Below are 13,999 nucleotides of genomic sequence, written 5' to 3' on the forward strand. Positions count from 1 at the left end.
GGCACTCATTCGCTGCTGGTGGCCGCCCACACCAGGGGGAGGGCGCGCGCGGGGATCTGGGAGTCCAACACGATGACGGTGGAGGTTCTGGTGACCCGGGTGTCGCTGACCACCTGGTCGATCACTCGTTGCAGGTCGCTGTTGGATGTGGCGACGACCCGCAGCAAGAGGTCGCCGGGGCCGGTGATGGTATGCGCCTCGAGCACCTCCGGGATGCCCGCCAGATGCTCGATCACCTGCAGGTCGCGCTCACCCTGGGAGATCTCGGCGGTGATGAATGCCATCACCGGGTAGCCGAGACCGGCCGGGTCTATGGTTGGCGCGAAGTCTTTGATGACCCCGTTCTTCAGCAGGCGGTCGAGCCGGGCCTGAGCCGTTCCACGGGCCACACCCAGCCTTCTGGAGAGCTCGAACACCCCGAGTCTGGGCTCGGTGGTGAGCAGGTCGATCAGCCGGGCGTCAAGCTCGTCGATCGCCATGGCCCGCCCTCCTGTCTCCTCCAGTGTATTGCGGCCGTGTAACCGCTACCGTTCCCTTCTGCTCGGCCCCGCACTCGTCGACGCTCCACTTGCTCGGCCCCGCACGCCTCCACCCGCACTCACCACATTCAGCCGCCGAGAGGTGAGTAGATGGGGTTATCCCACAAGTATTTCCCCAACGACTGCACTCTCGACGAAAGGGACAACCGCACTCTCGACGAAAGGGACAACTGCACTCTCGACGAAAGGAAGTACTGCACTCTCGACGAAAGAAACTACTGCACTCTCGACGAAAGGGACAACTGCACTCTCGACAGCACGAACTGGGATGACCCGTGAGCCGGACCCAGGGTGGGCGGCGGCTCAGGCGGTGGCCACCCTGGCCAGCAGGTCCGCGGCGACCAGCTCTGCGATCTGCACGGTGTTCAGGGCGGCCCCCTTGCGCAGGTTGTCGCTCGAGATGAACAGTGCCAACCCGCGCCCGTCTGGAACACCCGGGTCCTGGCGGATGCGACCGACAAAGCTCGGGTCGGCCCCGGCGGCCTGCCTGGGGGTCGGGATCTCGCTCAGTTCGACTCCGGGAGCCGACGAAAGAATCTCCGTGGCACGCGCCACCGAGAGCGGCCGGTCGAACTCGGCATTGATCGACAGGGAGTGCCCGGTGAAGACGGGAACCCGCACACAGGTTCCGCTGACCTGCAGTTCGGGCAACTCGAGGATTTTGCGGCTCTCGTTGCGCAACTTCTGCTCCTCATCGGTCTCGAACGTGCCGTCGTCGACGATCGAGCCGGCCAGCGGCACCACATTGAACGCGATCGGGCGGCGGTACACAGCCGGCTCGGGAGTATCGACACCGGCTCCGTCGCGCACGAGCGGCATCAGGTCACCACCGTCAATGGCGGCGCGAGTCTGTGAGGACAGTTCCCTGGCGCCGGCCAGACCGCTGCCCGAGACGGCTTGGAACGTGCTGATGATCAGCCGGCTCAGCCCGGCCTCGACGCTCAGTGCCTTGAGCGCGGGCATGGCAGCCATGGTGGTGCAGTTCGGATTCGCGATGATGCGTTTGCCTCCGGGGCCGGTCGCCCGGGCGATCGCGTGGGGGTTCACTTCGCTCACCACGAGCGGCACATCGGGGTCGAGGCGCCACGCGCTGGAGTTGTCGATCACCACAGCGCCGGCTGCGGCAAACCTCTCCGCCTGCGCGCGAGACGTGTCACCGCCCGCCGAGAACAGTGCGATGTCGATCCCGGTGACATCAGCCGTCGCCGAATCCTCGACCGTGACTGCCTGGCCCCGGTAGTCAAGCACCGACCCGGCCGACCGTTTTGAGGCGAAGTATCGAATACTTGCCACTGGGAACTCCCGCTCAGCCAAGAGGCTGCGCATCACCTCGCCGACCTGGCCGGTGGCACCGACAATGGCGATGTTCACTCCGACGGAATGGTTCACGTGGCTCACTGAAAATCCCTAACTGCTCGTGCTCGATGGGTGTCGCGACTGACGAGCGTCGCGCCCGGTTGTCTTGTGTCGGCGGCTAGCGCCCCGTACCGCCGTGCACGATTGCCTCGACGTCGGAGTCGAGTCCGAACGCCGTGTGCACGGCCCGAATCGCCTCGTTGATCATGTCGGCCCTCGTGACCACCGAAATGCGGATCTCACTCGTCGAGATCATCTCAATGTTAATGCCGGCGCCGGCGAGCGCGCTGAACAACTTCGCTGAGACCCCGGCGTTCACGCGCATTCCTGCCCCGACCACCGCGAGTTTCGCGATCTGGTCGTCGTACTGCAGTCTCCGGAACCCGATTTCCTCCTGCGCAGCGGTCAATGCGGTCAGCACCGTCTGGCCGTCGTCGGTCGGCAGGGTGAAGGAGATGTCGACCGTGCCGGTCTTCGAGCCGGAGACGTTCTGCACGATCATGTCAATATTCACGTTCGTGCGGGCCACCGCGTCGAAGACGGCCGCAGCCTTGCCCGGAATATCCGGCAATTCGAGCACGGTGATCTTCGCCTCGTTCAGATCGGTCGCGATACCGACGACAATCGGTTCTTCCATCTGGCCCTCACCACTTCCACTTGTAGCCTGCAACACGTCTGGGTCATAGACGAGTGTTCCCTCGTCATTGCTGTACGACGATCGAACACGCAGCGTGACCCCGTGCCTCCTGGCATATTCCACTGCCCGTATATAAAGAATCTTCGCCCCCGCCGCGGCGAGTTCGAGCATCTCCTCGCTCGTGATGCGCTCTATCTTGCTGGCGCGCGGCACCATGCGCGGGTCGGCCGTGAAGATTCCGTCTACGTCGGTGTAGATCTCGCAGATCTCTGCGTTGAGGGCGGCGGCCATTGCCACCGCCGTGGTATCGGACCCGCCGCGCCCGAGCGTCGTGATGTCCTTGGTATCCCTGCTGAAACCCTGAAAGCCGGCCACAATGACGATCGCGCCTTCATCGAGCGCCTCTCGAACGCGCACCGGTGTCACGTCGACGATACGTGCCGAGCCATGGCGCGCATCCGTGATCATGCCCGCCTGGCTGCCGGTGAACGACCGGGCGTCGTAGCCCATGCTCTTGATGGTCATGGCGAGCAGCGCCATCGAGATGCGCTCCCCCGCGGTCAGCAGCATGTCGAGTTCCCGCGGGGCTGGAATCGGAGCCACCTCATGCGCCAGGTCCAGCAGCTCATCGGTGCTGTCCCCCATGGCCGACACCGCGACGACAACTTCGTTACCAGATCGGTGCGTGTCAACGATTCGCTTCGCAACGCGTTTGATGCTTTCGGCATCACTCAGCGATGATCCGCCATACTTCTGCACGATCAAGCCCACTTGACAAACTCCCGAATCGTTCCAGTGTCATCGATGTCTCATTCTAGAGTGTGACTGAGAGACCGGAATCACCGATTGCCGCCGTGTGGCCCGCTGGAGGTAGTGGTCAGGTGACGACGCGGCGCCCCTCGAACGCACGCCCAAGAGTCACCTCGTCGGCATATTCCAGGTCGCCGCCGACCGGGAGCCCCGAAGCAAGCCTGCTGACAGTGAGCCCGATCGTACTGAGCAGCCTGGACAGATAGGCGGCGGTTGCCTCGCCCTCGAGGTTGGGATCGGTCGCGATGATCACCTCGGAAACCGTGCCGTTGGCCAGACGCTGCATCAATTCTCGGATGCGGAGGTCGTCGGGGCCGATTCCCTCGATCGGGCTGATCGCCCCTCCGAGTACGTGGTACAGTCCGCGGAACTCGCGGGTGCGCTCGATCGCCACGACGTCTTTGGCCTCTTCCACGACACAGATCAGGCTGGGGTCGCGCCGTGGGTCACGGCAGATCGTACAGGTCTCCTGTTCGCAGACGTTTCCGCAGATGGAGCAGAAGCGTACCTTGTCGCGCACCTCGATCAGCACCTCGGCGAGCCGGGTGACATCGAAATTCTTGGTCTGCAGAATGTGGAACGCAATGCGCTGGGCCGATTTGGGCCCGATGCCGGGCAGTCTGCCCAACTCGTCAATCAGTTCCTGAACGATCCCCTCGTACATCGGTTACCCTCCTCCGGGGCCGAAACCGGTGAATCCCCGGTCTGCCTGGTCACGTTCGACCGTCTGTTCCTCGAGGAAGGTCGCGCCCAGGATCTCGCGCACCACTGACTCCCCATACCGCTGCCGTTGGGCGCTCGGGGCGGGATTCACCGCCCGATCGGATGCCTGGTCAGCAGCTGGTGCCGCCTGAGCGGCTGAAACCGGTGCTGGTGCTGGTGCTGGTGCTGGTGCTGCAGCCTTCGGCGCCTCGGTCACCTTGTGCGTTGAAGCGTGTGCCTGGTCACCGGGGTTGTCTGCCCAGGGCTCGTACGGGGCGTCGTCATCCGAGACCGGCCAGGCGTCGTCAGCTTCGGCCGGTGACGGTGCTGGCCGAGACGAGTCTCGGGGGTTTCCCGATGCTTTCGGTTCAGTTCGAGCTTCTGGTGGCATCGATTCTGTCGGGGTTGTTGCCACCGATGGAGTCTGCGGCCGCGCTGATTCGGTTTGTGCGGCGTCGGACTGTGCGGAGCCCGGCTGGGGTATCGCCACCACGTCCCAACTGGCCATTGTCTGGGTGCGTAATCCCCCTGCGGGCGTGGCCTCTGTTGAGGCACCCGCCGATGGGGCACCGGTTGCGGGTTGTGGGTGTGCCTGCTGGATGGGCGGCACGAGAGCCTTCGGCATTTCAGCCTTGGCATCGGTGGCCGGGGAATCCTGCTCAGCCGTGGGAACGGCGGCCGCAGAAGCGGCGGCTGAAACATCGCCGTCGACGACGGCGACAAGTTTCGGCTGGAAGCCGAGAACCTGCTGCACCGCCGCCTTGAGCAGGTCGCCGATCCCCTCGCCCGGCTTCGAGCGCTGTTTGAGGCCCTCGACGTCGCGCTGGCTGGGGAACGCGAGAACGAGCACATCCGATTCACGCAGCTCGCGCACGTGCGCCGTCGACAACACCATCCACGCGCCGCGCTTGGACTTCTGCACGACTTCGAGAACCTGGGGCCAGGCGTCCCTCAATTGTTGAACCGTCACGGGGCCGACCGAAGTGGCCGCAGCCGCCGGGGCAGGCGTGGCTTCCGCAGACGCAACCTTGGCAGAGGGCGCATCCGCCGACGGAGTTTCGGTCGGTGCGGTCGTGGCGGAAGCGCTCGCGGCGGAAGCGCTCATGGCCGCTGGGGCAGCGGCGGGCCCTGCCGCCGGAGCAGATCGTGTGGCGCCGGTCGTCACCGGGGCGGCCTGCGTCGGTGCGGCAGAAACTGAGTCGGGGTCTGCAACTGAGGTTGCGGTGCGGCGATCGGCGGCGGGGCCGTCAACGACCCCGATCCTGCGCTCCAGACGCTCCAACCGGGCGGCGAGACCCTGTTCGGAGGTGTCGTGCGAGCTGATCAGCGTGCGGGCGATCATCAGTTCGAGGTGCAGCCTCGGGGAGGTGGCCCCGGTCATCTCCGTGAGCGCGGCGTTGACGATGTCTGCGGTGCGAGACAGCGCCGCTTGGCCGAACGACGAGGCCTGGCTCGCCATCCGATCCAATGCGTCTTGGGGAATGCCGCGCAGAACCACACTGGCGTTCTCGTTGGTGGCGGCCACGACAATCAGGTCGCGCAGACGCTCGAGCAGATCCTCGACGAAACGACGGGGATCCTGCCCGGTCTGGATCACGCGGTCAACGGCGCCGAACGCCGCAGCGGAATCACGCATGCCGATCGCCTCGACCACCTCGTCAAGCAGCGCCGCGTGCGTGTAACCGAGCAGGGCGACTGCCCGTTCGTAGCTGACGCTGTCTGCGTCGGAGCCGGCGATCAACTGGTCGAGCAGTGACAGCGTGTCACGTGGCGAACCGCCGCCGGCCCGCACCACCAGCGGAAGCACCCCGGGAGCCACGCTCATCTTCTCGTTGTCGCACATCAACTGCACGTAGTCGAGCATCTGCGCGGGCGGCACGAGCCGGAACGGGTAATGATGCGTGCGTGAGCGGATGGTGCCGATCACCTTGTCGGGCTCGGTGGTGGCGAAGATGAACTTGATGTGCTCGGGTGGCTCTTCAACAATCTTCAGCAGGGCGTTGAAACCCTGCGGGGTGACCATGTGCGCCTCGTCGAGGATGAAGATCTTGTAACGGTCGCGGGCGGGCGCGAACACGGCGCGCTCGCGGATGTCCCGCGCGTCGTCGACCCCGTTGTGGCTGGCGGCATCGATCTCGACCACATCGAGAGAGCCCCCGCCGTCACGGCTGAGCTCGATACAACTGGGGCACACACCGCACGGCGTATCGGTTGGCCCCTCGACACAGTTCAGGCAGCGGGCGAGAATACGCGCCGATGTCGTCTTGCCGCACCCGCGAGGCCCGCTGAACAGGTAGGCGTGATTGACCCGATTGGTGCGCAGTGCGGTCATCAGCGGATCGGTCACCTGCGACTGGCCGATCATCTCGGCGAACGTCTCTGGCCGGTACCGGCGATAAAGGGCTGTAACCACGAGTCAATCGTAGCCGGGGTCACTGACAGCGCGCCCCGGGGCCTCGACCACCGACAGCGTCTGCCGGGCGATCTCCAATTCCTCGTTCGTGGGGACCACCAGAACGGCGACCGCGGAGTCATCTGCAGAGATTCGTCGGATCTCCCGGGATGCGTCTTCGTTGCGTCTGCTGTCGATACGGACGCCCAGGCTTTCCAGCCCGGCCAACGCCCGGCCGCGGATCAAGGCGTTGTTCTCACCCACCCCGGCGGTGAACACGATCGCGTCCACCCGGCCCAACTGCGCATAGTACGCGCCGACATAGGCCTTCAGCCGGTGCAGGTACACCTCAAGCGCGTTCACCGCAGCGGGGTCTCCCACAGCTGCCGCCGCCAGGACGTCGCGCATGTCACCGGTGCCGGCCATCCCCAGCAGGCCGCTCGACCTGTTGAGCAGGGTGTCGAGTTGTTCGATGCCGAGCCCCGCCTTGCGGTGCAGGTGGAACAGCACCGCCGGGTCGATGTCGCCCGAGCGGGTACCCATCACGAGGCCTTCCAACGGGGTCATCCCCATCGAGGTCTCCACCGATCGTCCGCCTTTGACCGCGCAGGCCGAAGCGCCGTTTCCGAGATGCAGAACGATCGTATTCGTCTGCTCCAACGACCGGTCGAGGAACGCAGCCGCAGCTTCCGACACGAATTTGTGGCTGGTGCCATGGAACCCGTAACGACGCACCCCGTGGTCGGCGGCCAATCGGGCGTCGATCGCATAGGAATAGGCGGCCGGAGACAGCGAGTGATGAAAGGCGGTGTCAAAGACCGCCACATGGGGGAGGTTCGGGAAGGTGACCTGCGCCGCGTGGATCCCGGCCAGGTTGGGCGGGTTGTGCAGTGGGGCCAACGAGCTGAGAAGGTCGATCTCACGCCGCACCCGCTCGTCGATCAGAGTGGGTTCGACAAAGCGCTCCCCCCCGTGAACGACCCTGTGGCCGATGGCGACGGGTGGCATCTGGTCGAGGTCAGGACCGTGCTTGCGGAATGCCGCCAACATTGCCGCGAACCCCGCAGTATGGTCGGCGATCGGCAACCGTGAGACATGCTCCACGGCTTCATCCGCCGTCACAGTGGCCGCCTCAGTGGCGCCGGCCTCAGTGGTGGCCGCCTCAGTGGTGGCCGCCTCAGTGGTGGCCGCCTCAGTGGCAGATCGGTGCCGGCTGAGACCGATGTTCTCACCGATGCGTTCAATCAGGCCGGTGGCGAGCATCCGTTCGTCGGCGGCGTCGATCAATTGGTATTTGATCGAGGAGGATCCACAGTTGACGACGAGGATCGATCTCATGACGACACTGAAGTGGCTGCGGCAGGTGGCACGGCTGGCGTCGCGGTCGGCCTTGCGGCTTGGATCGCCGTGATCGCGACGGTGTTGACGATGTCTTGCACGAGGGCCCCCCGGGACAGGTCGTTGATCGGTTTGTTCAGGCCCTGCAGCACCGGTCCGATCGCCACGGCACCGGCACTGCGCTGCACTGCCTTGTAGGTGTTGTTGCCGGTGTTCAAGTCGGGAAAGATGAACACGGTCGCCCGGCCGGCGATCTGCGACTCCGGAACCTTCGCGGCGGCGACCGCGACGTCGGCGGCGGCGTCGTACTGAATGGGCCCGTCCACCGCGAGGTCGGGCCGGCGTTCCCGCACCAGCGCGGTGGCTTCGCGCACCTTCTCCACGTCCGCGCCGGCCCCACTCGCGCCGGTCGAGTAGGAGAGCATGGCGATGCGCGGCTCGATGCCGAACTGGGCGGCAGTGGCCGACGACGAGATGGCGATGTCAGCCAGTTGGTCGGCGGTGGGGTCGGGAATCACGGCGCAGTCGCCGTAGACGAGTACTCGATCGGCGAGCGCCATCAGAAACACGCTGGAGACCACCGACACCCCGGGTCTGGTCTTGATGATCTCGAATCCCGGCCGGATCGTGTGCGCGGTCGTGTGGGCCGCGCCCGAGACCATGCCGTCGGCAAGCCCGAGATGCACCATCATGGTGCCGAAATACGACGGGTCGACGATCTGGGCGAGGGCATCGGCATAGGTGATCCCCTTGTGTGCCCGCAGCCGTTGGTATTCCTTGGCGAACCGAGCGCTCAACTCGGGGTCTGACGGGCTGATGATCTGGGCATCCGCGATCGACAGGCCGAGTTGTTCCGCTCGGCAACGGATCTCCTCCTCATCACCCAGCAGGGTCAGTCTCGCCACCCGCCGGTCGAGAATGATGTGGGCCGCGGTGAGGATGCGGTCGTCTTCGCCCTCGGGCAGCACGATGTGACGCGCGGCCAGACGAGCCCGCTCGATCAGTGAGTATTCGAACATGAGTGGCGTGATCACCACCGAGTTGCTCAGGTTCAGCCGGTCGACCAGGTTCTGCCCGTCAACGTGGTCGGCGAACAGGGTGAGCGCCCGACGGTATTTGCCCGTGTTGTCGGCGGCCAGCCGCGCACGGGCTCGTGTGACTCGCATCGCCGTGTCGTAGGTGCCGAGATCGGTTGCGATCACTGGCCGCGGCACGTTCAGCCCTGATATCAGGCGCTGAATCGGTTCCGGAAGCTCGAATCCGCCGTTGACGATCACGCCCGAGATCGATGGGAATGTGCCCGACTGTTCCGCGAGCAGTACGGCCAACAGCACCTCGGTGCGGTCGGCGGCCACGATGAGCACCGAGTCCTGGATCAGTCGCGCGAGCACGTTGACCATCGACATGCCGGCAACGACGACGGCGACCGCCTCGCGCTCGAGCAAAGACGGGTCGCCGGCGATCAGGGTTCCGTCGACGGCTTCGAGCAGCGTGCCCATGCTGGGCGCGACCAGCATTGGATCCTCGGGGATGGTCCACACCGCCTTGCCGAGACCCGGGATCACCGCGGCCACCTCGCTCGAGATCTGGTCGAGCCGTTCCGTGTCGGCTCGGTTCACGATCACGGCCAGCAGGGTGGCGTGCGCGTGCACCAGTTCCACCATGGCCAGATCCATCAACTGCCGGAGGTCTCCGGGCGTGCGGGCATCCGCCTGTCCCAATTGCTGCCCGCGCCCGGGGCCGACCCTGCCGCCCAGCACCAGCAGCACCGGCGCGCCCAGGTTCGCGGCCACGCGGGCATTGTAGGAGAGTTCGGTCGGGCTGCCCACGTCGGTGTAGTCGGAGCCGACGATCACCACCACGTCACTCACGGCCTCGACCGCCTTATAGCGTTCCACGATGCGCGACAGTGCGGCATCCGGGTCGGAGTGCACATCGTCATAGCTGACGCCGACGCACATGTCGTAGTCGAGGCGGTTGGGTGAACCTTCTGTTGTATCGACACCGTCGTGTGCCAGCATCATTTCGAGCACATAGTCCGGGGCATCGACCGAGCGGGCGACCGGACGGAAGACCCCCACCCTCGTCACTGCCCGGCTGAGTTGGTCGATCACCCCCAGCGCTACCGTCGACTTCCCGGAATTGCCCTCGGCTGATGTGATGTAGACGCTGCGTGCCACCCCCCAAGGCTATCGCTGTAGCGTCTCCACCAATTGCGCGAGCGGCACGGTTGAATCGGCAAGCTCTGCCGCGTTCACCCGAATTCGGGAGCGGATCAGGTCTTGAACCGGCGTGATGCCCTCATCCCAGGCGTTGACGTGCATGCCGGCGACAACCACGTCGTCAACGACCCAGAAGGCATGGAACACATCTGCGGCGAGGTCGCCGCGGATCACCGGGTCGTCGGCAGTTCTGGCATCTATCCACCCGGCGTACTCCATGGCGACGTCGTACTGATCGGTGAAGAAGAACGGCGCCGGGTCGAACTCAGAAACTCGCCCCAACATCGATTGCGCAGCGATCCGGCCGTCCATCAGCGCGTTTGCCCAATGCTCTACCCGCAGCCGTCGGCCGTAGAGCGGATTCGCGACACTGGCGATGTCGCCGGCGGCAAAAACATCCGGGTCGTCGGTTCGCATCTGTGGGTCGACACGCACCCCACCGTCATCGGCGAGCATCCCGTCGTCGAACAATCCGACCTCGGGGCTGACCCCGACCCCGGCGATCACGACGTCGGCAGGAAACTCACCACCGTCGTCGGTGACGACCGACGTCACCTTGTTGATTCCCTGAAAGCCGGAGACACGCCGCCCCAGTTGGAACTCGACACCATGGCGTCTATGCAGGTCTGCGAAATACCCACCAAGTCGGGTGCCCATGGAAGCCTGCAGCGGAACTTTCCCGGGGCCGATCACCGTGACCCGGCAACCCTTGGCACGCGCAGCCGCGGCCGTTTCGAGACCGATCCAGCCCGCCCCGACCACGACCACGTTCGGTGCGCCGCTCAGGGCGGCACCCAGCGCTTCGGAGTCTTCCAGAGTTCGCAGATAGTGCACGCCAGGCAGATGCGCGCCGGGCACGTTCAGCCGCCGCGGGTTCGAACCAGTGGCAATCAGGAGCTTGTCGTAGCCGAGCGTGGTCTGGTCGTCGAGAGTGATCTCGTGATCGGCACGGTGCACCGATGACGCGCGCGCTCCCAGTCGAAGCTCCACCCGGTGCGTGTCGTACCACTGTTGATCCCGCAGCGATTCTTCCGAGAGCCAGCCTTCACCCTTCAAGTAAGACTTCGACAGGGGTGGACGTTCGTAGGGCAGGTGGCGTTCCGCTCCCACGAGCACGATCCGGCCGTCGAACCCTTCGCCACGCAATGTCTGGACAGCGGTGCCGCCGGCTTGCCCGGCGCCGACAACGACAAATACTTGGTCAGTCGCCACGATCTCCTCCTTCGATGGAGCCTTTGTAGCACCACCTCAGAAGAAGTGAGAAGTGGAAACTACTCTCACAAAGCCCTAACGGAAAAACCTCCCCGTGCATTCCGCCCAAAAGGCACGGCCCCGGTCACACGTGCTGCCCCGGTCACACGTGCTGCCCCGGTTGCCCGTGCTGCCCCGCGCAGCGAACAAGGACTCCCCACGCACCCCGCGCAGAAACACAGCCCCGGTTACCCGTGCTGCACGGCTTAACGAACAAGGACTCCCCGCCCACCCCGCGCAGAAACACAGCCCCGGTTACCCGTGCTGCACGGCTTAACGAACAAGGACTCCCCGCGCACCCGCCAGAGCCCGGTTACCCTTGCTACGTTTCCGTCCTGGGGGAGTTGGCCTGGATGGCGCCACGCGGGGAGCCGCACCCAGTGTATCCCGTGCTTGTGTCCGACGACGAACCCGCGTTGACTGGGAAGCTGACCCAACATTCGACGGAAGGGACAGAATCAATGAGAGTGGCAATTGCGGGCGGACACGGAAAGATCGCCCGAATCCTGGAACAGCTATTGGTCGATGCCGACCACGAGGCGATCGGGATGATCCGAAACCCCGAACATGCCTCTGACCTGTTGGCGATCGGGGCGATCCCGGTGATCATCGATCTGGAGAGCACCGAGCCCCACAGCCTTGCTCGCAATCTGGAGGGCGTCGACGCGGTGGTCTTTGCCGCCGGTGCTGGCCCGGGCAGCAGCGCGGCCAGAAAGTTGACGGTCGATCGTGACGGCGCGATCCTGCTCGTGGATGCTGCCGTGGAGGCCGGCATCAGGCGCATCGTGGTGGTCTCAGCCATATCGGTAGACGATTTCGATCCAGACTCGGACGAGGTTTTTCAGGTCTACCTTCGAGCCAAGTCCGAGGCGGATGCCGCGGTTCGAACCCGTGACATCGACTGGACGATAATCCGGCCAGGCTCTCTCACCGACGATCAACCGACGGGTGCTGTGACCCTCGGCGACCGCGTTGAGCGTGGCCCGATCTCCCGTGCCGATGTCGCCGCATTGATCTTTTCGGTTCTGGTCGACGGCACCGCAATCCGCAGCCAGTTCGAAGCAGTCGCCGGCGACGAGCGCATACGCGACGCCCTGAACGCGCTGAATTACTGAGGGTCGCCGCCTAGTTGGGTGGGCGTTGTCCTCCCTGCGCTCAGGCACCTGAAAATGAAAGATGCGAGAAGAACAGGTAGGATGCTCTTTGGTCCTGCGTGCTCGATCGGCGCCGTACCTACCTGGAGAATTCGCCTAGTGGCCTATGGCGCACGCTTGGAAAGCGTGTTGGGTGCAAGCCCTCGGGGGTTCGAATCCCCCATTCTCCGCCACGAAACTGTCCAGCGCCAGGGGTGCAAGAACCCCACCCGGGGAGCACGAATCCCCCATTCTCCGCCACGAAACTGTCCAGCGCCAGGGGTGCAAGAACCCCACCCGGGGAGCACGAATCCCCCATTCTCCGCCGTGAGCAGAAATGATTCCGCCTTTGCGGCCGGCAACCCCGGCCGTACAGTGACGATGTGACCCCCACCGTGTTGTCAACTGCGGTCGTACTGCTCGCGGTCGCGCTCGCCCCCGTCGTTGCCTTGGCGGTGCGCCGAATTGTCCGTGTTCCGGTGGTGGTGTTCGAGATCATCCTCGGAATGCTGGTGGGCCCGGCGGTGCTGAACTGGGTTCAATCAGGCGACGTACTCCACATGCTGTCCAATTTCGGGCTGATCCTGCTGTTTTTCATGGCGGGGAACGAACTGGACTTCCGCGGGTTGGGGGGACGCCCACTGAGGCGTTCGGTGATCGGCTGGCTGATATCACTCGCTGGGGGTCTCATCATCGGCTTCGCAGTCACGGGATCGGTCAACGGCGTCTATGTCGCGATCGCGCTGTGCTCCACAAGCCTCGGAACCCTGATGCCGGTGCTGCGAGACAGTGGGATCCTGGGCACCCCGCTGGGTGGTTCAGTGGTCGCCGTTGGCGCCGCCGGCGAGTTTCTACCGCTGATCGCCATCTCGGTGTTCCTGAGCGGGCGGCAACCGCTTCTGGGAGCGCTCGTACTGCTTGCCTTCGTGGTGATTGCGGGCCTTGCGGTGGCGCTGTCGCTGTGGCGTCGGATGCCCCGGTTCGATAATTTCGTCGCCGCGTCACTTGGAACGAGCGCCCAATTCGCGGTGCGCCTTGTCCTCGTATTGATGGCCGCTCTGGTGGTACTCAGTCTCACGCTGGGCCTGGACATGCTGCTCGGAGCGTTCGCAGCCGGTATTCTCGCCCGCGCCCTGCTGCGCGGCGTTTCGTCGGACCATGCCGAAACACTGGACCGCAAGTTCGAGGCCGTTTCGTTTGGTGTCTTCGTGCCGGTGTTCTTCGTCATGACCGGAGTGACGTTCGACTTCGCCGCCCTCTTCGCCGACACCTGGACTTTGCTGCTTCTCCCGGCATTCACCGTTGCCCTGCTCGTGGTGCGCGGGCTGCCGGGCACGCTCGCAGCGCCGGTTGGCGCTTCCTTCGCCGATCGCCGATCGTTGGCCTTCTTCTCGGCGACCGGCCTGCCGCTCATCGTGGCCGTGGTGGGAATCGCGCTCGATCAGAACGCGATCGCACCCGGCATTGGTTCTGCGCTGATCGGCGCCGGCATGTTGTCGGTGCTGTTTTTTCCTGTGCTCGCACTCGTCGGCCGCAGTGTTCCCCAAGCCGAATCGGAGGCCAGCGCGGAACCGGATGACACTCTCGAGCCCGCGCCGTGACCACCGCTGCTCGTCACA

Annotated in this window: 11 protein-coding genes, 1 tRNA gene and 1 other RNA gene; 4 read left to right on the plus strand and 9 right to left on the minus strand. The window is 64.9% G+C overall.

Translation table 11 applies throughout. The features are described 5' to 3' along the window. Positions 1-5: 5 nt before the first annotated feature. A complete protein-coding gene (locus DL891_RS01610) occupies positions 6-479 on the minus strand; it encodes an Lrp/AsnC family transcriptional regulator (protein WP_111718650.1) in 474 nt (157 codons plus the stop codon). Positions 480-629: 150 nt separating this feature from the next. Here DL891_RS01610 and DL891_RS17245 point away from each other — a divergent pair, with 150 nt between their 5' ends. Further along, on the plus strand, positions 630-818 hold the full coding sequence (locus DL891_RS17245) for a hypothetical protein (protein WP_111718651.1): 189 nt from the start codon (positions 630-632) through the stop codon (positions 816-818). Between the two features lie 24 nt (positions 819-842). On the opposite strand, the gene DL891_RS01620 is transcribed toward DL891_RS17245, so the two are convergent. The 8 genes from DL891_RS01620 to ffs all read right to left on the minus strand — a co-directional run bounded on the left by DL891_RS01620 (position 843) and on the right by ffs (position 11,623). Next, the gene (locus DL891_RS01620) at positions 843-1,928 is read right to left on the minus strand and encodes an aspartate-semialdehyde dehydrogenase (RefSeq protein WP_111718818.1); all 1,086 of its coding nucleotides are present in this window, start codon (positions 1,926-1,928) and stop codon (positions 843-845) included. Positions 1,929-2,013: 85 nt separating this feature from the next. Next, positions 2,014-3,303 (minus strand): aspartate kinase, encoded by a 1,290-nt coding sequence (locus tag DL891_RS01625; RefSeq protein WP_111718652.1) that lies wholly within the window; start codon positions 3,301-3,303, stop codon positions 2,014-2,016. Between the two features lie 106 nt (positions 3,304-3,409). Beyond that, positions 3,410-4,006: a recombination mediator RecR gene (gene recR / locus DL891_RS01630; RefSeq protein ID WP_111718653.1), complete on the minus strand. Its 597-nt coding sequence runs from the start codon at positions 4,004-4,006 to the stop codon at positions 3,410-3,412. A gap of 3 nt (positions 4,007-4,009) precedes the next feature. Continuing rightward, complete coding sequence (locus tag DL891_RS01635) at positions 4,010-6,457, minus strand: DNA polymerase III subunit gamma and tau (protein WP_111718654.1); 2,448 nt, start codon at positions 6,455-6,457, stop codon at positions 4,010-4,012. A 3-nt stretch (positions 6,458-6,460) separates the two neighbouring features. Further along, positions 6,461-7,774, minus strand: coding sequence for an acetate/propionate family kinase (locus DL891_RS01640; RefSeq protein WP_111718655.1), 1,314 nt, complete (start codon positions 7,772-7,774; stop codon positions 6,461-6,463). Beyond that, complete coding sequence (pta, locus tag DL891_RS01645; protein WP_111718656.1) at positions 7,771-9,954, minus strand: phosphate acetyltransferase; 2,184 nt, start codon at positions 9,952-9,954, stop codon at positions 7,771-7,773. Before pta ends, DL891_RS01640 begins: the two co-directional genes overlap by 4 nt. Before the next feature lie 9 nt (positions 9,955-9,963). Next, complete coding sequence (locus DL891_RS01650) at positions 9,964-11,208, minus strand: NAD(P)/FAD-dependent oxidoreductase (protein WP_111718657.1); 1,245 nt, start codon at positions 11,206-11,208, stop codon at positions 9,964-9,966. Between the two features lie 318 nt (positions 11,209-11,526). After that, an RNA gene (gene ffs / locus DL891_RS01655) (signal recognition particle sRNA small type) lies at positions 11,527-11,623 on the minus strand. 85 nt (positions 11,624-11,708) lie between these two features. On the opposite strand from ffs, the gene DL891_RS01660 reads away from it, so the two are divergent. The 3 genes from DL891_RS01660 to DL891_RS01670 all read left to right on the plus strand — a co-directional run bounded on the left by DL891_RS01660 (position 11,709) and on the right by DL891_RS01670 (position 13,981). Next, positions 11,709-12,362 (plus strand): SDR family oxidoreductase, encoded by a 654-nt coding sequence (locus tag DL891_RS01660; protein ID WP_111718819.1) that lies wholly within the window; start codon positions 11,709-11,711, stop codon positions 12,360-12,362. 124 nt (positions 12,363-12,486) lie between these two features. Continuing rightward, positions 12,487-12,574 (plus strand) — tRNA-Ser (locus DL891_RS01665). Positions 12,575-12,763: 189 nt separating this feature from the next. Further along, positions 12,764-13,981, plus strand: a complete 1,218-nt coding sequence (locus DL891_RS01670; protein WP_111718658.1) for a cation:proton antiporter — start codon at positions 12,764-12,766, stop codon at positions 13,979-13,981. Positions 13,982-13,999 lie beyond the last annotated feature (18 nt).

Source organism: Homoserinimonas sp. OAct 916 (genome assembly GCF_003260275.1).
Lineage (GTDB): Bacteria > Actinomycetota > Actinomycetes > Actinomycetales > Microbacteriaceae > OACT-916.

Bases quoted from the DNA above. Each gene is read 5' to 3' on its own strand.
- DL891_RS01610 (WP_111718650.1), bottom strand. From the start codon at position 479: ATGGCGATCGACGAGCTTGACGCCCGGCTGATCGACCTGCTCACCACC.
- DL891_RS17245 (WP_111718651.1), top strand. From the start codon at position 630: ATGGGGTTATCCCACAAGTATTTCCCCAACGACTGCACTCTCGACGAA.
- recR (WP_111718653.1), bottom strand. From the start codon at position 4,006: ATGTACGAGGGGATCGTTCAGGAACTGATTGACGAGTTGGGCAGACTG.
- DL891_RS01640 (WP_111718655.1), bottom strand. From the start codon at position 7,774: ATGAGATCGATCCTCGTCGTCAACTGTGGATCCTCCTCGATCAAATAC.
- DL891_RS01660 (WP_111718819.1), top strand. From the start codon at position 11,709: ATGAGAGTGGCAATTGCGGGCGGACACGGAAAGATCGCCCGAATCCTG.